This window comes from Kitasatospora sp. NPDC096128, from assembly GCF_040303105.1.
In the GTDB taxonomy this organism is placed as follows: Bacteria; Actinomycetota; Actinomycetes; order Streptomycetales; family Streptomycetaceae; genus Kitasatospora.
Genome location: NZ_JBEOSP010000001.1, coordinates 271,791 through 291,988, shown reverse-complemented (window position 1 = coordinate 291,988; position 20,198 = coordinate 271,791). Strand labels below are relative to the sequence as shown.

Annotated in this window: 18 protein-coding genes; 6 read left to right on the top strand and 12 right to left on the bottom strand. The window is 75.1% G+C overall.

All coding sequences use genetic code 11. From position 1 onward, the window contains the following. Positions 1–15 precede the first annotated feature (15 nt). Genes ABTY61_RS01210 through ABTY61_RS01200 form a run of 3 tightly spaced genes read right to left on the bottom strand, consistent with a single transcriptional unit; the run spans position 16 to position 2,793 of the window. Entirely contained in the window at positions 16–702 is a 687-nt protein-coding gene (locus tag ABTY61_RS01210; RefSeq protein WP_350502786.1) for an alpha/beta fold hydrolase, read from the bottom strand. 28 nt (positions 703–730) lie between these two features. Beyond that, entirely contained in the window at positions 731–2,233 is a 1,503-nt protein-coding gene (locus ABTY61_RS01205) for an MFS transporter (protein WP_350502785.1), read from the bottom strand. Further along, on the bottom strand, positions 2,230–2,793 hold the full coding sequence (locus ABTY61_RS01200) for a helix-turn-helix domain-containing protein (protein WP_350502784.1): 564 nt from the start codon (positions 2,791–2,793) through the stop codon (positions 2,230–2,232). The genes ABTY61_RS01205 and ABTY61_RS01200 overlap by 4 nt, the downstream gene beginning before the upstream one ends. A gap of 212 nt (positions 2,794–3,005) precedes the next feature. On the opposite strand from ABTY61_RS01200, the gene ABTY61_RS01195 reads away from it, so the two are divergent. Next, positions 3,006–4,364, top strand: a complete 1,359-nt coding sequence (locus ABTY61_RS01195) for a DUF5685 family protein (RefSeq protein ID WP_350502783.1) — start codon at positions 3,006–3,008, stop codon at positions 4,362–4,364. 7 nt (positions 4,365–4,371) lie between these two features. On the opposite strand, the gene ABTY61_RS01190 is transcribed toward ABTY61_RS01195, so the two are convergent. Together ABTY61_RS01190 and ABTY61_RS01185 are read right to left on the bottom strand one after the other, a co-directional pair. Beyond that, on the bottom strand, positions 4,372–4,548 hold the full coding sequence (locus ABTY61_RS01190; RefSeq protein WP_350502782.1) for a hypothetical protein: 177 nt from the start codon (positions 4,546–4,548) through the stop codon (positions 4,372–4,374). Continuing rightward, a complete protein-coding gene (locus ABTY61_RS01185) occupies positions 4,538–4,681 on the bottom strand; it encodes a hypothetical protein (protein ID WP_350502781.1) in 144 nt (47 codons plus the stop codon). Before ABTY61_RS01185 ends, ABTY61_RS01190 begins: the two co-directional genes overlap by 11 nt. A gap of 207 nt (positions 4,682–4,888) precedes the next feature. Between ABTY61_RS01185 and ABTY61_RS01180 the strand changes: the two genes are divergently transcribed. Together ABTY61_RS01180 and ABTY61_RS01175 are read left to right on the top strand one after the other, a co-directional pair. After that, positions 4,889–6,121 carry an alginate lyase family protein gene (locus ABTY61_RS01180; protein WP_350502780.1) on the top strand — a complete coding sequence of 411 codons (1,233 nt, stop codon included), beginning with the start codon at positions 4,889–4,891 and terminating at the stop codon, positions 6,119–6,121. A gap of 65 nt (positions 6,122–6,186) precedes the next feature. Beyond that, a complete protein-coding gene (locus ABTY61_RS01175) occupies positions 6,187–7,122 on the top strand; it encodes a chitosanase (protein WP_350502779.1) in 936 nt (311 codons plus the stop codon). 61 nt (positions 7,123–7,183) lie between these two features. Here the strand turns inward: ABTY61_RS01175 and ABTY61_RS01170 are convergent, their stop codons facing one another. Then, positions 7,184–7,756 carry a TetR/AcrR family transcriptional regulator gene (locus ABTY61_RS01170; RefSeq protein WP_350502778.1) on the bottom strand — a complete coding sequence of 191 codons (573 nt, stop codon included), beginning with the start codon at positions 7,754–7,756 and terminating at the stop codon, positions 7,184–7,186. Between the two features lie 102 nt (positions 7,757–7,858). Between ABTY61_RS01170 and ABTY61_RS01165 the strand changes: the two genes are divergently transcribed. Together ABTY61_RS01165 and ABTY61_RS01160 are read left to right on the top strand one after the other, a co-directional pair. Further along, positions 7,859–8,329, top strand: coding sequence for a nuclear transport factor 2 family protein (locus ABTY61_RS01165; RefSeq protein ID WP_350502777.1), 471 nt, complete (start codon positions 7,859–7,861; stop codon positions 8,327–8,329). 135 nt (positions 8,330–8,464) lie between these two features. Further along, positions 8,465–9,523: a TolB-like translocation protein gene (locus ABTY61_RS01160; RefSeq protein ID WP_350502776.1), complete on the top strand. Its 1,059-nt coding sequence runs from the start codon at positions 8,465–8,467 to the stop codon at positions 9,521–9,523. Here ABTY61_RS01160 and ABTY61_RS01155 read toward each other — a convergent pair. The 3 genes from ABTY61_RS01155 to ABTY61_RS01145 all read right to left on the bottom strand — a co-directional run bounded on the left by ABTY61_RS01155 (position 9,511) and on the right by ABTY61_RS01145 (position 12,291). Then, positions 9,511–10,155 (bottom strand): hypothetical protein, encoded by a 645-nt coding sequence (locus tag ABTY61_RS01155; RefSeq protein ID WP_350502775.1) that lies wholly within the window; start codon positions 10,153–10,155, stop codon positions 9,511–9,513. The genes ABTY61_RS01160 and ABTY61_RS01155 overlap by 13 nt on opposite strands. A gap of 132 nt (positions 10,156–10,287) precedes the next feature. Beyond that, the gene (locus ABTY61_RS01150) at positions 10,288–11,196 is read right to left on the bottom strand and encodes an alkaline phosphatase family protein (protein ID WP_350502774.1); all 909 of its coding nucleotides are present in this window, start codon (positions 11,194–11,196) and stop codon (positions 10,288–10,290) included. A 102-nt stretch (positions 11,197–11,298) separates the two neighbouring features. Beyond that, positions 11,299–12,291 (bottom strand): phospholipase D-like domain-containing protein, encoded by a 993-nt coding sequence (locus ABTY61_RS01145; protein WP_350502773.1) that lies wholly within the window; start codon positions 12,289–12,291, stop codon positions 11,299–11,301. Between the two features lie 307 nt (positions 12,292–12,598). Here ABTY61_RS01145 and ABTY61_RS01140 point away from each other — a divergent pair, with 307 nt between their 5' ends. Continuing rightward, positions 12,599–13,879 carry a serine hydrolase domain-containing protein gene (locus ABTY61_RS01140; RefSeq protein ID WP_350502772.1) on the top strand — a complete coding sequence of 427 codons (1,281 nt, stop codon included), beginning with the start codon at positions 12,599–12,601 and terminating at the stop codon, positions 13,877–13,879. Between the two features lie 57 nt (positions 13,880–13,936). Here ABTY61_RS01140 and ABTY61_RS01135 read toward each other — a convergent pair whose 3' ends face one another. The 3 genes from ABTY61_RS01135 to ABTY61_RS01125 form a co-directional block, all read right to left on the bottom strand. Next, the gene (locus ABTY61_RS01135; RefSeq protein WP_350502771.1) at positions 13,937–16,297 is read right to left on the bottom strand and encodes a tetratricopeptide repeat protein; all 2,361 of its coding nucleotides are present in this window, start codon (positions 16,295–16,297) and stop codon (positions 13,937–13,939) included. A 284-nt stretch (positions 16,298–16,581) separates the two neighbouring features. Next, positions 16,582–19,461, bottom strand: a complete 2,880-nt coding sequence (locus ABTY61_RS01130; protein ID WP_350502770.1) for an AfsR/SARP family transcriptional regulator — start codon at positions 19,459–19,461, stop codon at positions 16,582–16,584. Between the two features lie 44 nt (positions 19,462–19,505). After that, positions 19,506–19,979, bottom strand: a complete 474-nt coding sequence (locus ABTY61_RS01125) for a hypothetical protein (RefSeq protein ID WP_350502769.1) — start codon at positions 19,977–19,979, stop codon at positions 19,506–19,508. Positions 19,980–20,198: the final 219 nt, after the last annotated feature.

Below are 20,198 nucleotides of genomic sequence, written 5' to 3'. Positions count from 1 at the left end.
GACGGGACGGGCCGCTCAGGGCGCCAGGAACGGCGCCACGACGGCCACGTACTCGGCCGGCCGGGCGCTGTGCACCAGGTGCCCGGCCTCGATGGTGACCAGGCGGCAGTCCGGGATCAGCCGGGCGAGTTCGGCGATCTGCTCCTGCGGGATGTGGCTGGCGGCGCCGCCCGCGACCACCAGGGTGCGGGCGGTGATCCGGGTCAGCCCCTCCCGCCAGGCCGGGTCGGGGGTGTCGATCTGCGCCTTGACCGCCCGGACCATCGCCCAGTCGAAGTGCGCCGGTTCCTCCGCCCCCTCGGCCGGCCCGCTCGCCGGGCGCGGGTACGGGGCGGGGATGTCCTCCAGGACCAGTCGGCCGACCCGGTCCGGTGCGGCCTGGGCGAGCAGGTGGGCGACCACGCCGCCCATCGAGTGGCCGACCAGGTCGATCCGGGCCAGGCCGAGCGCGTCGAGGAAGGCGAGCACGTCCTCGCGCATCTCGGCCAGGCCGTAGCGGGCGGTGCGGCCGCTGTCGCCGTGGCCGCGCAGGTCGAGCGCGTACACGTGGTGGTCGGGGGCGAGGTCGGGCAGCACCGCGTCCCAGTCGGCGGCGCGCTCGCCGAGGGCGTGCAGCAGTACCAGCGGCGGGCCGTCGGGGCGGCCGCTCTCGCGGTAGGCGAGCGTGACCTCGGGCAGTTCCACGGTCCGTGCTGTCGTCATGCCCGCCACCGTACGCGCCGACGAGGCCCTAACGAACAGCCGTTCGCCCTCGGCTCACCGCGGCCGCGTCCTCGGGGGTGCGCTCCCGACCGGTCACCCGGCCGGCGAACACCGAGGCCAGCACGGCGAGTCCGGCCACCGCCGCGCAGACCAGGCTGGCCGCCAGGTACGCCGAGCGGTGGCCGCCGCCCCCGGCCGTCTCCCGCAGGTAGACCCCGGACAGCGCGGAGATCGCGACGGCCGCCGCGATCCGCTGGGCCATCTGCAGGATCGCCCCGCTCACCCCGGCCGCCTCGGCGGGGGCGTGGCGCAGCACGTAGGCCTGGTTGGTGGAGCCCATCAGGCCGACCGAGGCGCCGCTGAGCAGTTGGAGCAGGGCGAGCAGCCAGGGCAGCACGGCGGCGGGCGCCCAGTGCGCGACGGCACCGCTGAGCAGCATGGCCAGCACCGAGCCGATCATCCCGAGGGTGACGGTGCGCCGGCCGAGCCGCTGCACCACCCGCCAGGCGAGCGCGGAGGCGATCGCCATGGCCAGGGCGGAGGGCAGCGAGACCAGGGCGGCGCCCATCGGGGACAGGCCCAGGCCGTCCTGGAGGAACATCGTGAGCACCAGCGAGGCGGCCAGCGAGGAGCCGAACTGGGCCATCGCGGTGGCCGTGCCGAGCGCGTACGGCGCGGAGCGGGTGAGCGCCGGGTGGATCAGCGGGTGCCCGCCGGTCCGGGCGTAGCGGCGCTGCCACCCGACGAGCGCGCCGAGCAGCGCCAGCGCGCCGGCCCCGAAGGCCAGCCAGCCGGCCCAGCCGGGCGGCTGGACGAAGGGCAGCATCAGGACCAGGGTCAGCGCGCCGACCAGCAGCAGGCCGAGCAGGTCGAGATCGGCGTGCCGGGTGGCCGGGCGGGGCTTGGGCAGGTGGCGGACGGCCAGCAGCAGGGTCGCCAGGCCGAACGGGACGTTGAGCAGGAAGGTCAGCCGCCAGCCGAGCCCGGGACCGGCCGCCGCCAGCACCAGGCCGCCGATCGGCGGGCCGAGGGCGAAGGCGAGGCTGCCGGTGACGGCGTACATCCCGAGGGCGCGGGCCCGCAGTTGGCCGTCGAAGACGTCCTGGAGGGTGCCGATCATCTGGGAGTTGACCAGGCCGGCGCCGACGCCCTGGAGCAGCCGGGCGGCGATCAGCACCTCCGGGTCGGTGGCGGTCGCGGAGACCAGGCTGACCAGGGTGAACAGGGCGAGGCCGGTGACGAAGAACCACTTGCGGCCCTTGACGTCGCCCAGCCGCCCGCCGGGGATCAGCGCGAGGCCGAAGGCGAGCGAGTAGCCGGCGACGATCCACTGCAGGTGGGCGGGCTGGGCGTGCAGGGTCTCGCGCAGGGCGGGGATGGAGGTGTTCAGGACGGACTGGTCGATCAGGGTGGTGAAGCCGCCCGCGACGCAGACCAGCAGGACGCGGCGCCCGGCGGCGTCGAAGCGCTGCTTCCCCGCCTTCCCCGCCTTCCCCGCCTTCTCCGGTATGGGGCCGGTGGCGGCGCTCACGACTCGACCACCACGAGGGCGTAGCGGGCCTCGCCCGGGCCGAGGCTGCGGAAGCGGATGCCGCCGGAACCGTAGCGCAGGCAGTCGCCGGGGCCGAGCAGCTGCGGTTCGCCGTCCAGGGTCAGCTCCAACTGCCCCTCGAACAGCCAGAGGTGGTGTTCCAGCCCGAGCAGGCAGGGGCGGTCATAGGCGATGTCGGCGCCGACCGGGAGGCGGCCCTCGATGATCTCCGCGTGCAGCGAGCCGTGCGGCGGGGAGACCGAGCGGCGGACGAAGCCGGTCGCCTCGTCGCGCCAGAGCTGCTGGTCCTCGGCCCGGACCAGCCGGGCGGGGCCGGACTCCACCTCGGCGAGCAGCCGGGACATGGTCCGCCCGTGCACGGCGCAGAGCCGCCCGAGCAGCGCGGCGGTCGGGCTGACCTCGGCCCGCTCCACCCGGGACAGGGTGGAGCGGCTGACGTCGGCCAGCCGGGCCAACTCCTCCAGGGTCCAGCCGCGTTCGACCCGCAGTTCGGCGAGTCGTTGTGCGAGCCGCTCGTCGGCGGCGGTGTCGATTCCCATATTCGTGATGCTATCCCGGATACGGGATCATCTTCCCGGGGGTTTCCGACGGTCGATGGAGGTCTGACGGAGGCTCGGCTTCGGCTCGGCTTCGGCTCGGCCGCCCCGGGCCCCAGACGGGCGGGCGATCATATGATGTCCGCCGACATGGGGGTCGGTCAGCGGCTCAAGGGGCCGGTCCGCGGGCCCATCGGCAAGGGGGAGCAACGATCGTGTTCGGCATCATCAGACCGTGCAGGCACGTACTGTCCGAACGCCTCCAGACCTCCTGGATGGCACACCTGTGCGGGCTCTGCCTCGCCCTGCGGGACGACCACGGGCAGCTCGCCCGGACCGCCACGAACTACGACGGTCTGATCATCTCCGTCCTGGTCGAGGCCCAGGCCGCCCTGGAGGACCCCACCTGGCGCCGCACCGCCGGGCCCTGCCCGCTGCGCGGCATGCGGACGGCCTCCGTCGCCAAGGGCGAGGGCGCCCGGCTGGCGGCCGCCGTCTCGCTCACGCTGGCCTCGGTGAAGATCCGCGACCACGTCGAGGACCGGGACGGCGTCTTCGCCCGCCGCCCGGTGGCCGCCGGAGCCCGTGTGGTGACCAGGCGCTGGGAGTGCCGGAGCGCCGGCAGCGCCTCCGCGGTCGGCTTCGACACCGCCGTCCTGCTCGACGCCGCCTCCCGACAGGGCGAGTTGGAGCGTTCGCTGCGGCCCGGCGGCTCCGTCCTGCTGGTCACCGAGCCCACCGAGACCGCCACCTCGGCCGCCTTCGCGCACACCGCCGTGATCGCCGGACGCCCCGGCAACGCCGCGCCGCTGGCCGAGGCCGGGCGGCTGTTCGGCCGGCTCGCCCACCTCCTCGACGCCGCCGAGGACCAGGACGCCGACGCCGCCTCGGGCGCCTGGAACCCCCTGACCGCCACCGGCACCGACCGCGCCGAGGCCGAACGGCTCTGCCGGGACGCCGTGCACGGCATCCGGCTCGCGCTGCGCGAGGTCGAGCTGACCGACCGGGCACTGGTGCACGTCCTGCTCGCCCACGAGACGGAGACCGCGGTGGACCGGGTCTTCGGCCGGGCCGGGCACGCGGCGGGCTGCCGCCGCGGTCCGGCCGGTGCGGGCGGCAGCACCGGCGCGGGAGGTAGCACGGGCGCGGGAGGCGGCGTCGGTACGGGAGGCAGCGGTGCCGCCCGCGCCGCCGGCGAGCACCCGCAGGACGCGCCGCCGCGCCAGGCGCCGCCCGGCGGGGCCCCGGACCAGGCGCCCCTGCCCCCGGGAGTGCCCCAGGGCCCGGGCTTCCTCCCGCCGCCCGGCGGCAAGCCGCCGCACCCGCGCAACCTGCTCGCCGGGTGCGCGGTCTGGGCCCTGACGGCCTGCTCCTGCCGGCTGCTCTGCTGCGAGCACGACGACCCGTTCAGCCGGGAGCGCCGCAAGGGCTTCTGCGAACGGCACGACTGCTGCAGCTCCTGCGACTGCTGCGACCCCAGCTGCTGCGACTGCGCCAGGTGCGGGTGCACCTGCTACGACGACTGCGACGGCTGCGACGGCTGCGACTGTTGCGACTGCGGGTGCGACTGCTGAGGCTCGATCAGTCCTCGTCCGACACCAGGACCCGCTCCGGCTCCTGACGGTCACGCTCGGACGCCACCGGCCCGGGGTGCCCCCGCAGCACCCCGGGCCGGTCCGCGTCCCGGCGCCCCTCCCCGCGCCGCCAGAGCGGCAGCACCATCACCGGGCCGCGCGGCCCGGCGGCCTCAGGCCTCACGCCCCGCCACCTCCCGGTCCGCCGCCAGCGAGCTCTCCAGCCCGGCCAGCAACTGCCGGAACCGTTCGGTGTCCTGCTCGGTCATCCGCCCCTCGGGCGCCGCCCCCGGCCACTCGGCCGTCCTGTCGTCCATGGCCCCGACGCTAGGCGGGGGCGATCAACGGGCGATAAACGAGGGACCGGTGGGACGGAAGGGGCGTACCCGCACCGAACTCCACCCCTTCCGGCGGCTTGGCGGGCGTGCGGGTTGGTGGTTCAATTCCACTCGTTAGGAAGGTTTCCTAACAACGCACCGCCGAACCTGAGCCCGCCCTCCTCCCCACGAGAGGACGACTTCCCCATGAGTCGTAGCACCGCCAGGAAAGCCGCCGGAACACTGATCGCCGCGGCCGCGGCCGCCGCCCTGCTCCTGCCCGGCACCGCCGCTCCCGCCGAGGCCCACACCCCGGCCGCGACCGCGGTCCCGGTCCCGGCCGGCCGCTCCCAAACCGGCTTCCAGCACCCCGGCGTGCTGGTCGGAGCACAACAACTCGCCTTCGTCAAAGAGAAGTTGGCCGCCGGGGCCGAGCCCTGGACCGCCGCCTTCGCGGACCTGCGGGCGAGCAAGTACGCCTCGCTGGACTGGCAGCCCAAGCCGCGCGCCACCGTCGAGTGCGGCTCCAGCTCCCACCCGAACAACGGCTGCTCGGACGAGCGCGACGACTCGATGGCCGCCTACGCGCACGCCCTCCAATGGTCGCTCACCGGCGACCAGCGGTACGCCGACAAAGCGGTCTCCATCATGGACGCCTGGTCGGCCGTCATCCAGGAGCACACCAACACCAACGCCCCGCTGCAGACCGGCTGGTCGGGCAACAACTGGGCCAAGGCCGCCGAGCTGATCCGCTCCTCGGCCGCCGGCTGGCCGGCGGACTCGGCCGCCCGCTTCGCCACCATGCTGCGCACCGTCTACGTTCCGCTGCTCACCCCCGGCAGCCCGCGCAAGAACGGCAACTGGGAGCTGATCGAGACCGACGCCCTGATGGGCATCGCGGTGTTCCTGGACGACCGCGCCCTGTTCGACCAGGCCGTCGACCTGTGGCGGCACCGCCTGCCCGCGTACGTCTACCTCTCCTCCGACGGCGACCTGCCCGTGCCGCCGCCGAACGCCGGGATCGACGGCGAGTCCGCACTGGTCAAGTACTGGAACGGCCAGTCCACCTTCGTGGACGGCCTCTCCCAGGAGACCTGCCGGGACTTCGGCCACACCGGCTGGGGCCTGGAGGCCGCCGCCCAGACCGCCGAGACCGCCCGGCTGCAGGGCCTCGACCTGTGGGGCGAGGGGCGCGAACGGCTGGTCAAGGCAATGGAGTTCCACACCGCCTACGACAACGGCGCGAGCGCGCCGGACTGGCTCTGCGACGGCTCGGTGAACACCGGCCTCGGCCCGGCCGTGCAACTCGCGTACAACGAGTACCACCTGCGCGAGGGCCTCGCGATGCCGCAGACCGAGCAGTACGTGGCCGCGCACAGCCCGTTCGGGGCGAACTACTTCATCGGCTGGGAGACCCTCACCCACACCAGCGCCCCCTGACCCCACCGCTCCTCCCCCACCCCCACCTCCTCCGGCGGTCGCACCCCGGAGATCGGAGCACAACCATGCGCGTTTCCCGAACCCACCGCCTCGCCGCGGCCACCGCGGCGGCCGCCCTGGCCGCCCTGGCCGCCGGCATGGCCTGGGCCGCCAACCCGGCCCAGGCCGAGCCCGAGCACCCGGCCGCCCCGACGGTCGCCGCCGCCCCCGCCGCCGCCCCCACCGCGGCCGGGGCCGCCGCCCAGCAGCCGGGCGCCGCCCCGCGGGTGGCCGCCGGCGGGCTCACCCCCGACCAGCGCCGCCGCGCCGACCAGTTGGTCAGCGTCTTCGAGAACAGCACCACCACCATCCAGTACGGCTACGCGGAGAACATCAACGACGGCCGCGGCGTCACCGCGGGCCGGGCCGGGTTCACCACCAACGACGGCGACGCCCTCAAGGTGGTCCGCGCCTACACCGCCGTCGCCCCCGACAACCCGCTCGCCCGCTTCATCCCCGAGCTCGAGCGCCTGGCCGCCGCCGGCAGCGGCGACACCAGCGGCCTGCCCGAGGCCGACTACATCGCGGCCTGGCAGCAGGCCGCGCAGGACCAGGCCTTCCGGCAGGTCCAGGACGACCAGGTCGACCAGCGCTACTTCACCCCGGCCATGGACCAGGCCGACCGGCTCGGCCTGACCACCGCGCTGGCCCGCGCCGAGCTCTACGACGCCTCCATCCAGCACGGCAACGGCAGCGAGTACGACGCCCTGCCCGCCCTGATCGACCGGACCACGGCCAAGGTCGGCACGCCTTCGGCCGCCGGTGAGCGCGCCTGGCTGGACGCCTTCTTCGACGTCCGGATCGACGACCTGAACAACCCGGCCAACTCCTCCACCGCCGAGGAGTGGCGCAAGTCCGTCGACCGGGTCGAGTGCCTGCGGCGGATCGCCGCCACCGGCAACTACGACCTGGACGGCCCGTTCACCATCACCGCCTACGGCTCCGGCTACACCATCGGCTGAGCCGCCCCGCCCCGGGGTCCGGGAGTGTGGGCCCGGACCCCGACTCCGACCCGGCGGAGCGCTACCGCTTCCGCCCGCGCGTCGCCGCGTCCAGCAGCACGTCGGCGGCCTCCCGGGCCTCGGCGGCGGCGCCCGGGTCCCCGTGCACGGCCGCGACGGTGATCGCGCCCTCGGCGAGCAGGGAGAGCTGGGCGGCGGTGGCGGGCGGGGCGCCGACCGCCTCGACCAGGCCGGCCAGGTAGCCGGCGAACTCCGCCTTGTGGTGCCGGGCGGCGGCCGCGACGGCGGGGGTGGTGGCGCCCAGCTCGCCGAAGGAGTTCACGAAGGCGCAGCCCCGGAAGCCGGGTTCGGCGAACCAGTCGCCGAGCCAGTCGAAGACCGCGAGCACCTGCTCCCGGGGCGTGCCGCCGGCCCGGGAGACGTGGACGGCGAGGCTCGCCCGCCAGCGCGCGTCACGGCGCAGCAGGTAGGCCTCGACCAGGTCCTCCTTGGACGGGAAGTGCTGGTAGACGCGGCGCATGGTCAGCCCGGAGGCGGCCCGGACGGCATCCATCCCGACCGCCTGGACGCCCCGTCCGTAGAACAGCTCCTCGGCCGCGTCGAGGATCCGGGTCCGCGGGTCCACCTGTTCCATCTGCCGTGCCCTTTGCGTGAGAACGATGATTCTCCTAGAGTAGCGACTGACGTGAGAACGATCGTTCTCACTGGCGGAATGCCCGTTCCCGAGGAGAATCCCATGACCGACCAGCGCCCTCCCGCACCGCCCTTCACCGAGGAGACCGCCCACCGCAAGGTGCGCGCCGCCGAGGACGCCTGGAACACCCGCGACCCGCAACGGGTCGCCCTCGCCTACACGCCCGACAGCCGCTGGCGCAACCGCGCCGAGTTCCTCGCCGGCCGCGAGCGGATCACCGACTTCCTCACCCGCAAGTGGCAGCGCGAACTCGACTACCGCCTGGTCAAGGAGCTGTGGGCGTACGGCGGCGACCGGATCGCCGTCCGCTTCGCCTACGAGTGGCACGACGACGCCGGGCAGTGGTACCGCTCGTACGGGAACGAGAACTGGGAGTTCGCCCCGGACGGCCTGATGGCCCGCCGCCTCGCCTGCATCAACGACCTGCCGATCGCCCCCGGGGAGCGGCTCCTCCACTGGGCGGCCGGCCCCCGCCCGGACGGCCACCCAGGCCTCACCGAGCTTGGCCTCTGACCCTGCGGCACACACGAACTGACGCCGCCTCCGATCGGAATGTTCCACGGCTGTGACGCTTCGACCACCGGACCCTGACCTGGGTCTGCGAATCTCTGTGTCGAACAACGAACAGCACCCGAGGGGGACCCCGAGATGTCCGTGCGCAACAGATTCGGCACCGCCGCCGCCATCGCCCTGATGACAACCGCCGGCGCGCTCCTGCTCTCCGCCTGCGGCCCCGACAACAGCGACCCCGGCTCCACCGCCGCGCCCAGCGCGCCCGGTTCGGCCGCCCCGGGCACGGCGGCGCCCGGCACGGCGGCGCCGGGCGGCGGTTCGCACTCCGGGAGCCCCGCACCGGGCGGCAAGGAGGTCAACGGCACCTCCGCGGCCAACCACCTGACCATCAGCACAGGCACCAGGACCGTCGCGATGAACGGCGCCACCGTCGATTTCGGCACGGTGGTACGCGACCTCGCGTGGTCCCCCGACGGCAAGAAGGCCGTCTTCGTCAACGGCGACGGCGACCTCCTGACCGCCAACCCGGACGGCAGCGGCAAGGCCGTCCTCGCCAAGGCCCCGAGCGGCGAGGCCTGGTCCCACCCGACCTGGCAGCACGCCTCCAAGGGCCCGAGCGGAAACGCCGTGCCCGGCGAGACCGAGCGCTTCAACAACATCGTCTTCGCGTCGAGCAAGGGCGGTGTGCTCCAGCTGGAGGCCGTCCCCGTCAAGGGCGGCACCCCCCAGGTGCTCACCCCGAGCAGCTCCGAGGGCGGCACCGACAACGGCATCCCGCAGCCGCCGAAGACCGGCAACACCTGGGCTTACGCGGGCGGCCAACAGGGCAGCATCGCGTACGCCAACACCCCGACCAACGAGGTGTACGTCTACGACGACTACATCCGCCCGAACACCCACGACATCGGCAAGGGCTCCCAGCCCGCGCTGTCCCCGGACGGCGGGCACGTCGTCTTCGTCCGCTCGGTGGACGGCCACGACCACCTGTTCAGCCGCTCCACCGACTACGAGCAGAAGACCGAGAAGGACCTCACCCCCTCGGCCACCACGGACTACACCGAGCCCGCGTGGTCACCGGACGGCAAGACCCTCGCGGCCCGCACCCCGGACGGCGTCAGCACCCTGCCTGCCGACGGCTCGGCGGCGCCGACCCAGGTCTCCACCATCAAGGGCCTGCCCTCCTACCGACCCTGAGCCCCGGCTTCACCGGTCGCCCCGGCTTCCCCGGTCGCCCGAGCCTCCCCGGTCGCGCGCGCCAACTCGGCGCGCAGCTCGGGGAGGTGCTCGTCGGCCGACTCGTGCGGCCGGAACTCGACCAGGTCGAGGAAGCGGAACAGCACCCGGGTCGCGGTGACCGCGTACTCGTAGTCGCCGAACCCGACCACCGCCCCCGTCCCGCCACGCGCCGCGCCGCGGACGGCGGCGGCCGTCAGCCCGTCGCCCGCGCCGTCGGCGGTCAGCCGCCGACGGGCGTTGGGCCGGGCCAGGTACGGGCACACCATCGACGCGTACAGCATGCAGGCCCGGTGCCCCGGGCCCTCCATGGTCGGCGCCAGGTTGCGGTACGGGCGCCCCGCCGCGAGCGCCTCCGCGATCGCGGCGCTCTCCGCGGGCCCGACCACCCGCCACACCGGACCGCGCGGCATGAACCCGCCGCACACCGAACAGCGGCGCTCCAGCGCGCAGTCGGCGCTGCGCCCGTGATCGGTCAGGGCGAACTGCGGCTGCCCGTCCCGCCATGGCGTGATCGCCGGCACCGGGTACCCGCGGTCGTCCCGGGGGCGCTCCCCCACCTCGTCCGGCATCGGCACCTGTTCGAATCGCACGACCCTATCGATACCAGTCGGGCACCCGACCCCGCCACCGGCCCCGATCCGATCCGATCCCGACCGTGCCCGGCCCGCCCGCGGCCGGCCCACCCGCGGCCGGCCGGGGCGGGGCGCCGGGCCTGCGACCGGTCAGCTCCAGATACCGCTGACGTCCGCCACATTGGCCGCGTTGCCCGCGTGGCCGCTCGCCCCGGAGAGGTCCTCCAGGGTGCGCAGCACGTTGTAGTGGTTGTACGTGGTGGCGCTGCTGCTGCCCGGAGTGACGTGGGCGCCGTAGAACAGGGTCGGGATGCGGTTGCCGGACAGGCTGTTGTCCTCGTCGAAGGTGACGACGAGCAGGCTGTTGTGGCTCTGCGCCCAGGCCGCGTACGCGCCGAGGTTGTTCTTGATCCAGGTGTCGCCGGTGCCGACCGAGCAGTCGTGCATGTCGCTGCACAGGTTCGGGATCACGAAGGACACGTTGGGCAGCGTGGTGTAGTCGGTCGGGAACCGGGTGAACGTCTGAGCGCTGTTGAGCGGGACGTTCCCGAAGCCGAACCACGGGTTGTGCTTCTGCGCGTACTTGCCGCTGCTGCACACCGTGCTGCCCTGGCCGGGCAGGGACTCGTTGTAGCTCGCCCAGGTCTTCCCGGCGGCGAGCACCTCGGAGGCCAGGTTCGGGGCCTGGAAGCCCCCGACCGTCACGCAGCTGTCGTCGACCGTGCCCTGGGTGGAGCCGGAGAACAGCGCGTAGTAGTTCGGCTCGCTGGGGTGGGTGATGGCGTAGGACTGGGTGAGGAGGGCGCCGCCCGCCTTCAGGGTCTTGTTGAGGTAGGGGGCGCTGCTGCTGCCGATGATCTGGCTGTAGGCGTGGTTCTCCATCACCACGACCACGATGTGGTCGGGCGCGGGCAGCCCGGCCGCCTGCGCGGTGCTGGTGGTGGCGGCCCACAGCCCGGCCGAGGCCGCGACCAGCGCGACGGCCGAGCCGATCGCGGTCGCGGTGCGGCGGGAGCGGGGGCGGGGGGCGTCGTTCAGGGGCTTCGCGGACGAAGTCATGACGTTTCCTCGGGTGGAGGGCGGCCCCCGGTGGGGCCGCCCGGACGGGAGGTGCCTGGGTGACTGAACCGACCAGCCGGAACGGGCTGGGCCGAAAAGGCCCTAGTAGGGCGTGCCGTTGGCGAAGTCGGTGGCGAAGGTCGACTCGATCGTGCCGAGCACCCCGGAGTCGGCGACGATCAGGCCCAACTCGCGGTTGTTGTTCAGCGAGTTGTCGGAGAAGTTCTCCGAGCCGGCGAACACCTTGGCCGTGGAGGTGCCGTAGTCGGCGGCGATGGCCTTGGCGTGGATGTACAGGCCGGTGGTCGAGGAGTAGGTGACCACCTTGGCTCCGGCGGCGGTGACCTGGTCGAAGGAGGAGCCGTACGAGCTCGGGTTCATCCCGACGACGCGCACGGTGACCCCGCGGTTGGCGGCGGCGGTGATCGCGTCCACCAGGGCCTGGTCGCCGAACTCCAACTCCTCGACGTCCAGGGAGGTCTGCGCGCCGTTGATCAGCGCCAGCAGGCGGTCCTGGGAGTCGGTGGGCGACCAGACCAGGTTGTCGCCGTCGGAGGGGGTGATCGAGGTGTCGGCGTAGTCGGCGGCGAAGACCTGCTCGATCGCGGCGACGTCGTTGGCGTCGGTGTCGAAGACGCCGTAGTCGCGGCTGCTGGAGTAGTAGGTGGAGTCCAGGTTCCCGGTCAGGATCAGGGACTTCACGCCGTCCACGGTGACGGTCTTCTGGTGGGTGTAGACGAACGCCGAGGAGGAGTACGTCACGCCGACGCCCGCGGCCCGCAGCGCGGAGTAGGCGGCGCCGTTGACCGAGGTGTGCCGGCTGTCCAGGATCACCCGGACCCGCACCCCGGCCCGCTGACGGGCGATCAGGGCGTTCACGGCCGTGGTGTCGCGCAGCTCGTACATCGTCACGTCGACGGACTTCACGGCCGAGTTGATCAGGCCGTAGACCGCGCTGTGGTCCTGGTCCGGGAAGACGATCGTCGAGTAGCTGCCGGTGACGGCGTCGGCGTGGGCGGCGCCGGAGGCGGATATCAGGCCGGCGCCGACGAGCAGCAGGGCGCCGGCACGGCGCGCGAAGGTGGCCAGGGACATGGGGGCTCCATGGTCGGTGGGGGGAGGTCGGCGCGTGGAGGCGCCGGAGAGCGGACGCGCGGACGGCGTGGACACGACGAACGGGGCGCTCGAACAGGATGCGGGCGGGCTGGTCGACGCGGGTAGACGACGGGAGGTAAAACCTTGCCCCCGGACCGGGAAACGAACGGTGCGCAGGACAAAACCCACCGGCAACGGACGATGCGGCCGATCGGGTTCACATTGCCACGGGCCGCGCGAAGCGGTGATAGTGATCATCGAACGACGCGACCCGACACCGCGTCAGCCCACGAGAGAGCCGAGGAACATGGCGAAGACCCGTCTGCTGCGTCCGCTCGCGGTGGCCGCCGCCGCTGCCGTCCTGGCGGCCACCGGAGCCGTACCCGCCCTGGCCGCCGCCCAGGACGCCCCGACCCTGCCCGTCCCCGACACCGCCGGAGTGCTGAGCGCACTTCAGGCCACCATGGCCGCCGGCGCCCCCGGCGCCTTCGCGGTGATCCGCGACCACGGCGACGACGACCGGACCCGCTCCCTGACCGTCGGCAAGGCCGACCTGGACGGGACGCCGATGAACTCCGCGTGGAGGTTCCGGGTCGGCAGCAACAGCAAGATGTTCACCGCCGTTCTCGTGATGCAGCTGGCGCAGGAGGGCCGGATCGACCTCGACAAGCCGCTGCGCGACTACCTCCCGGCCGGCACCCTCCCGGACGGCTGGACGATGACCGGCCGTCAGGTCATGGAGCACCGGGCCGGCATCTACGACCACACCAACGACCTGCTGGAACAGGCCGGCGAGGAGACCACCAGCGCCTTCGAGGCACGCATCCGCACCAATGTGTACGCCCCGGCGGACCTGGTCGCGATGTCGGTCAAGCACGGCCAGCAGTACGCGCCGGGCAGCCGCTACTCCTACTCCAACACCGACTTCGTGCTGCTGGGCCTCGCCGTCGAGCACCTCACCGGCCGCCCGTTCGCCGACCTGCTGCGCGAGCGGATCATCGAGCCGCTCGGCCTGGAGCAGACCTCCTTCGTCGTCCCGGACCAGCGGATCGAGGGCGCCCACGTCACCGGCTACCTCACCAACGACGACCGCACCAAGCCGCTGCTGGACTCCACCGAGCAGACCGGCTCCTGGGTGTGGTCCGCCGGGGCGGTCATCTCCTCCGCCGGGGACCTCGACCGCTTCCTCACCGCGCTGATGGCCGGCGGCGACGGCGGGCTGGTCTCGGACGACTCGCTGCGCCAGATGGAGGCCGCGCTGCCCACCCCGACCGCCAAGATCTCCTACGGCCTGGGCCTCCGCCGCATCTCGCTGACCTGCGGGGACGTGTACGGGCACGGCGGGATCGTCCAGGGCTTCCAGACCCAGTCCTTCGTCGGCGCGGACGGTCGCCGCTCGGTGGTGGTCTTCGCCAACGCCTCCAACAACGGCTCGGTCACCCAGGGCCTGATGAACGCGCTGGAGCCGGCCTTCTGCGGGAAGAAGCCGGCTGCCGCGCCGCGCACCGGCTCCGCCCCGGCCGCGCAGAACCACCGGGCCGTCCAGCACGACCAGGGCCTGCCGGTGGTGGAGGACACCCGGATCTGACGCGCCACGCCCGGGCCGGGTCGGGCCGTTGCGAACGGGCCGTCACGGCCCGGGTCGTCACCGGGCGACGGCCCGGCCGGGGCGGCCGTCCGCGCTCAGGTCGGTGAGCGCCTCGGTGAGGATCTCCCGGGCCTCGTCGGCCCGGCCCTGCTCGATCAGCGCGGTGCCCAGCTCGGTCAGCGCCTTGGTCATGCTGTCCGGGCGCCCGATCGCCTCGTAGTGCACCAGCGCCTGCCGGTAGGCCTTCTCGGCGGCCGGCCAGCGTTTCAACGCCGCCCGGTCCTGGCCGAGTTCGTGCGCCGTCATCGCCGCCAGCAGGTGCATCAGCGGCGAGGACCAGCGCTCCACCAGCTCCAGCGCGCCCGCCAGCGCGCGGCGACGGGAGTCCACCGCCTCCTCCGCCCGGCCGAGGTGGCGAAGGCAGGTCGCCGCGCCGCGCAGGGTGACCAGCCGTCCGATCAGCGCGGCCCGGTTGTCGACCTCGGCGAAGGCGTCCGCCGCCCGCTGGTAGCTCTCGCTCGCCTCCCGGTAGCGCTGCAGGTGCCGCAGCCCGGAGCCGAGGTAGGTGAGCGCCCAGCCCTGCTGCTCGTGGTCGCCGAGCGCCCGGGCCAGCTCCAGCCCCTCGCCGGCCAGTTCGATGCCGCGCTGGTAGCGGTGCAGACAGGTGATGTACGTCCAGGCCAGGTAGTTCACGTGCGCCGCCTCGGCCCGCCGGTCGCCGCACGCCCGGGCCGCGTCCACCGACAGCTGGAACACCTCGCCCCAGAGGTCCCAGCTCAGCAGCCGGTCGGAGAACCAGTGCATGGCCTCGGCGGTGTCGATCACCTCCCGGTGCCGGCCCTCCCGCTGCGCCCGGTGGAGCGCGGCCAGCCACTCCGGGTGCTCCTCCTCCAGCCAGCGCGCCGCCTCGGTGAGCGGCACCGACCCGCCGTCGGCCGGGCCGGTGCCGACGGCCCCGACGGCCGCCGTGCGGTCGGGGTCGAACCGCAGTCCGTGGGCGGCCGCCTCGCGCAGCAGCTCGGTCCCGGCCTCCCTACGGGCCGCGGCGACGGCCCCGGCCGGCTCGTCGGCGGCCAGCCGCTCGCCCGCGTACAGCCGCACCAGGTCGTGCAGCCGGTAGCGCTCCGGGGTGGCGGGCTGCACCAGGCCGGCGTCGACGAGCTGCTCCAGGACCAGCTCGGTGCGCGCGGCCGGCAGCCCCGCGTAGTGCGCCAGGACTGCCGCGGTGAAGTCCTGCCCCGCGGTCAGCGCGCAGCGCCGGAGCACCAGCTGGGACTCCGCGGGCAGCCGGCGGTAGGACAGCTCGAAGGCCGGACGGACCGCCAGGTCGCCCGTCTCCAGCAGGTCCAGCCGGTTCTCCTCGGCGGCGAGCTGGCGCGCCAGCTGGGCCACCGGCTGCTGCGGACGGGCCACCAACCGCTGCCCGGCGATCCGCAGCGCGAGCGGCAGGTATCCGCACAACCGGGCCAGCTCGGCGGCGGCGTCCGGCGCGGCCTCGACCCGTTCCGGTCCGGCGATCCGGGCCAGCAGGGCGGCGGCCTCGGCCGAGGACAGCACCTCGAGCTGCAGCCGGTGCACCGCCTCCAGGCCGGGCAGGGCGTTCCGGCTGGTCACGATGGTCACGGCCGGGCCCGCGCCGGGCAGCAGCGGGCGCACCTGGCTCTCGTCGGCAGCGTTGTCCAGCACCAGGACCAGTCGGCGGTCGCGCACCAGGGCGCGGAACAGCCCGGCCCGCTCCTCCGTCCCGGCGGGCACCGCGCCGTCCGCGACCCCGAGGGCGCGCAGCACCTGGCCGAGGGCCTCCCGGGCGGGCAGCGGGGCGGCGCCCATGCCGCCGAGGTCCAGCGAGAGCTGGCCGTCCGGGAAGGCCGGGGCGAGGGCGTGGGCGGCGTGCAGGGCGAAGGCGGTCTTGCCCAGGCCGGGCTGGCCGCTGATCAGCACCACCCGGGGGTGGGCGGGGTTCCGGTCCGCGGTGAGGGCGGCGAGGTCGGCGAGCGCCTGCTCGCGGGCGGTGAAGTCGGCGAGGTCGCGCGGGAGGGCGAGCGCGCCCGGGACCACCGGGTCGGCAAGGGGGACGGGCGACGACCCGGGCGGCGAGGCCTCGCGGTCCGGCGCCGCGGGGGCGGTGGACCGGCCGCCGGGGCCGGGGGCCTGGGACTGCGGGGGCACCTGCCGCACGCCCCGGGGCCGGCCGGCCTGGGCGGCCCGCTCCAGCGCCGCGGTCTGCGGACCGTCCAGGCCCAGGGCGGCGGCCAGCGCCTGCACGGTGCGCCGTTGCGGTCCCCGGGTGCGGCCGCGCTCCATGTCCCCGAGCGCGCGCAGGCTGACCCCGGCCGTGGCGGCCAGGTCCTCCTGGGTCATCCCCGCCGTCACCCGGTGGCCGGTCAGCAGCCGGCCGAACTCCCCGGTTCCGCTCACGACCGCCATCTCTCCGCCCCGCCCCCCTGGTCCGCGCTTCCGCGGTTCTGCCGCAGTTCTGCCGGGCCGCGCGCCGGGCAGTTCGTCTCAGGCAGAAGTATGCCCCGCGGGACGGGCCGCGCGTACCCGGCCGCGGCCTGCGGGGACGCCCGGGACGCGGGCGCCCGGCGAGCGGTTCCGCCTGTCGGAACCGCCGGTACTTCCGCCTGCTCCCTTGCCCGGGGAGGCAGTTGTGCCCCCGGGCGGGCCCTCGGGCCTGTCCGGCGGATCTTGCCGGGCGGGCCCTAAAGCTCCTCCCCCGCCACCAGCGCCCGCTCCTGCCGTCTGGCCTCCGACCCCTCGACGCTGCGGCCGAGCTCGAACAGCAGGTCGGCGAGCAGTCTGTGCGAGCGCGCTTCCACGGCGGGGTCGCCGACGGTGCGGCCGAGGGCGACGGCGAGCTGGGCCGAGGAGAGCGCGGCGTCCCGGCGGCCGAGGGCGTGCAGGGCGCGGGCCCGGCCGTGGGTGGCGAGCACCGCCGCGACGCCGCCCGGTCTCCCGGTCGAGCCGGCGGGGGAACGCCCGGCCGCACTGCGGTCCGTTCCCGGCCGGTCCGTTCCCTGCCGGTCCGTTCCCTGCCGGTCCGTTCCCTGCCGGTCCGTTCCCTGCCGGTCGGTTCCCTGCCGGGTGGGGCCCGGCCGGCCGTGGGCGGTACGGCCGGTGGCGATCCGGACCGCCTCGTCGGCGTGGGCGAGCGCCCGCTCGGGCGCTCCGACCACCACCAGGGCCTCGGCGAGCTCGGTGAGCGCCCCGACCAGCAGGTGCTCGGCCGCCGGGGTGCGAGCGGCGGTCACCAGCTCGGTGAGCAGCGGCACCGCCCGGTGGTACTGCCCGACCCGGACCAGGGCGGCCGCCACCCGGCTGCGGCAGTGGTGGCGCAGCAGCGTGTCCCCGGAGCGGTCGGCGGCCGCGACGGCCGCGTCAAGCTGCTCCAGGGCGGTGCGGTGGGCCGCCCGGTGGACGTGCAGGACGGCCAGGTCGGTGCCCAGCCGGGCGAGCGCCGCGTCGTCCCGGGCGGCCTGCGCGGCGCGCAGCCCGATCTCGGCGACGGCCCGCCGGTGCGCCCGGTCCTCGCCGGAGGCGGCCGCGGACGGCTCCGACAGTTCGGACAGCCCGGACAGCCCGTACAGCTCGTACAGCCGGCCGATCCGGTGGGCGAGTTGCCAGGCGGCGTCGGCGCGCCCGTACTGTTCGGCGCGCAGGACGACGGCGCGCAACGCGCTCTCCTCCCGGCGGAACCAGGCCGGCGGCCGGGCGGCACGGCCGCTGCCGACGCCCGGCCCGCCCGGCCCGTCGGCGTCCGGGCCCCAGGGGGCGGTGAGCTCCAGGTAGTGGGCGATCAGCCGGTCGAGGGCGCCGAACCGCTCCTCGCAGTCCAGTTCGGCGGCTTGCCCGGCGGCGTAGCGGCGGACCAGCTCGCGGCGGGCGTACCGGCCGGGCGCGCGCTCCGCCAGCAGGTGGACGGCGTCGAGCGCGGTCAGCAGGGTGCGGGCGGCGGCGGGCCGGAGGTCGGCGAGCGCGGCGGCGGTGGCGGTGTCGATCACCGCGCCGGGGTGCAGCCCCAGCAGGGTGAACAGCCGGGCGGCGGCGGGCGGCAGGGTTCGGTACGTCCGGTCCAGGGCGGCGGTGATGCCGCTCGGGCCGTGCGCGGTGCCGACGTCGGCCAGGGCGGTGAGGCCGGTCTGCTCGTCGGCGAGTTCGGCGGCGAGGTCCCCCGGCGACCAGTCCGGGCGGGCGGCCAGTCGGGCGGCGGCCAGCCGCAGGGCCAGCGGCAGGTGGTCGCAGCGCTCGGCGAGTTCGTCGAGTTCGGCGGCGGTCTGCGGCGCGGTGGCGGGGCGGTCCGGGCCGAGGGCGCGGGCGAGCAGCGCGCGGGCGTCCTCGGCGGCGAGCGGGCCGAGCGGGAGGGCGAGGGAGTCCTCGTGGAGCAGCAGCTCGCGCAGCCGGTTGCGGCTGGTGACGACGGCGACCGGGCCCAGGACGGAGCCGGCCGACGCGGGCCGGCCGGGCAGCAGCGGGGTGAGCTGGCGGTAGCAGGCGGCGTCGTCCAGCAGGATCAGGATCCGGCGGTCGGCGAGGAGTTCGCGGTAGCGGGCGGCGCGCTCCTCGGGCTCGGCGGGGACGTCCCCGGGGGCGACGCCGAGGTCGGTGAGGAACCCGGCCAGGACGTCGGCGGGTTCGCGTGGCCCGGCCGGGTCGGTGCCGCGCAGGTCGGCGCGCAGCACGCCGTCCGGGAAGCGCTGCGCCGCCCAGTGCTGGACCAGGGCGCTCTTGCCCACTCCGGCCGGGCCGGTGACCAGGATCGGGCGACCGGTCCGGGCGGCGACGGCCAACGCCTCGTGCAGCCCGGCGAGTTCGGCGGCGCGCCCGACGAAGCGCCGTTCCGGCGAGGCGTGCCGGGCCAACTGCTCGCCCGCCAGCCGCAGTTCCGGCCCGGGCGGGCCGGACAGCCGGGCCAGCGCATGGTCGTACCGGGCCCGGGCCTCCAGTCCGCGACCGGCCTGTTCCAGGCACTGGACCAGCCGGGCCGCCAGCGGCTGCCGGCCCGGGTGGGCGTCGGCCGCCTCGCCGAGCTCGGCCACCAGCTCCCCGCCGCGGCCGGCCAGCAGCAGCCGCTGGGCCAGCCGGTCCAGGACGCGCAGCCGCTGGTCGGTCAGGTCGGGGAGGGTGCGCGCGCGCAGCAGCTCGGACCCGCAGTCGGCGAGCGCCGGGCCGCGCCACAGGTCGAGGGCGGCGCGCAGCAGCGGGACGGCCGGGTCGTCCGTGCCGAGCCGGGCGGCGGCGCCGGGCAGCAGCACCGCGGAGCGGTCGTGGAGCGCGCCGAAGCGGACCAGGTCCACCCGGTCCGCGTCCCCCTCCAGGACGTACCCGCCGCCGCGGGTGCCGAGCACCAGCCGGGGGTCGTCCAACTGCTGGCGCAGCGCGGCCACGTGCCCCTGGAGGGCGGCCCGTGCGGTCGGCGGCGCGGCGCCGTCCCAGACCAGCTCGATCAGGTCCTCGGCGCCGACCGGCTGGTTCAGCCGTACGGCCAGCGCGGCCAGCAGCGCACGCCGCTTCGGGGCCGAGGGCGTGACCACCGTGCCGTCCGCCCGTCGGACCGTCATCGGCCCGAGCAGCTCGATCTCCATGCTCCCCCTTCATAGGAGTCGACGCCCCGGCGGGCCGGGGCGGTTCAGTTGCCGGACTCGCCGTCCGCCCCGGCCGGGGTGTCCTCCCGGTCGGCCCAGGCCGGTGCGGTCCGGCGCTCCGGCCCGGCGAGGACCTGGACGTCGAAGGGCGAGAACTCGTTGCCGTGGTCGCGCGCGGTGTAGCCGGCCGCCGTGAGGATCGCGGTCATCGCGGTGGCCATCGCCGTCCGGGCCTCGTCCGACTGCCGGACCGCCGGGGTCGCCCCGTCGGCCCGCCGGGCGTCCTCCTCCGCCCGGCCGCGCAGCCGGGGGCTCACGTGCCAGCTGACCAGCACCTCCGGGTCCGCCGCGCCGAAGTGCTGGTTCCAGGTGCTCACCCGGACCTCCGCACCGGTGGCGAAGCCCCCGTTCAGGCCCGGGGCCGTCACCGGCAGCCCGGCGGCGGCGAGTTCGTCGCGGACCCGCTGGGCCAGCCGCTCGTACCGGGCGTTCACGTGTCTCTCGGAATGCTCGTCCATGCCCGCACGCTATCCGGCCGGTCCCCCGCACCGGCAACCAGCCGGGTCCGGCCGCCGCAGCCGATGCGCCGTCCGGGCCGGGCAACCATCCGGCGCTCCCCGGGGCTCTGTATCCCCGGCGGCCCGAGCGGCGACGAGCGTCCGGGCACGAACCGGACACCTGTGAGCACTACACTGCTCCCCTCCCGAAGGCCGCCGTCGGAACTCGGGTGCGGTGAG

Bases quoted from the DNA above. Each gene is read 5' to 3' on its own strand.
- ABTY61_RS01210 (WP_350502786.1), bottom strand. From the start codon at position 702: ATGACGACAGCACGGACCGTGGAACTGCCCGAGGTCACGCTCGCCTAC.
- ABTY61_RS01200 (WP_350502784.1), bottom strand. From the start codon at position 2,793: ATGGGAATCGACACCGCCGCCGACGAGCGGCTCGCACAACGACTCGCC.
- ABTY61_RS01185 (WP_350502781.1), bottom strand. From the start codon at position 4,681: ATGGACGACAGGACGGCCGAGTGGCCGGGGGCGGCGCCCGAGGGGCGG.
- ABTY61_RS01180 (WP_350502780.1), top strand. From the start codon at position 4,889: ATGAGTCGTAGCACCGCCAGGAAAGCCGCCGGAACACTGATCGCCGCG.
- ABTY61_RS01175 (WP_350502779.1), top strand. From the start codon at position 6,187: ATGCGCGTTTCCCGAACCCACCGCCTCGCCGCGGCCACCGCGGCGGCC.
- ABTY61_RS01170 (WP_350502778.1), bottom strand. From the start codon at position 7,756: ATGGAACAGGTGGACCCGCGGACCCGGATCCTCGACGCGGCCGAGGAG.
- ABTY61_RS01165 (WP_350502777.1), top strand. From the start codon at position 7,859: ATGACCGACCAGCGCCCTCCCGCACCGCCCTTCACCGAGGAGACCGCC.
- ABTY61_RS01160 (WP_350502776.1), top strand. From the start codon at position 8,465: ATGTCCGTGCGCAACAGATTCGGCACCGCCGCCGCCATCGCCCTGATG.
- ABTY61_RS01150 (WP_350502774.1), bottom strand. From the start codon at position 11,196: ATGACTTCGTCCGCGAAGCCCCTGAACGACGCCCCCCGCCCCCGCTCC.
- ABTY61_RS01145 (WP_350502773.1), bottom strand. From the start codon at position 12,291: ATGTCCCTGGCCACCTTCGCGCGCCGTGCCGGCGCCCTGCTGCTCGTC.
- ABTY61_RS01140 (WP_350502772.1), top strand. From the start codon at position 12,599: ATGGCGAAGACCCGTCTGCTGCGTCCGCTCGCGGTGGCCGCCGCCGCT.
- ABTY61_RS01130 (WP_350502770.1), bottom strand. From the start codon at position 19,461: ATGGAGATCGAGCTGCTCGGGCCGATGACGGTCCGACGGGCGGACGGC.
- ABTY61_RS01125 (WP_350502769.1), bottom strand. From the start codon at position 19,979: ATGGACGAGCATTCCGAGAGACACGTGAACGCCCGGTACGAGCGGCTG.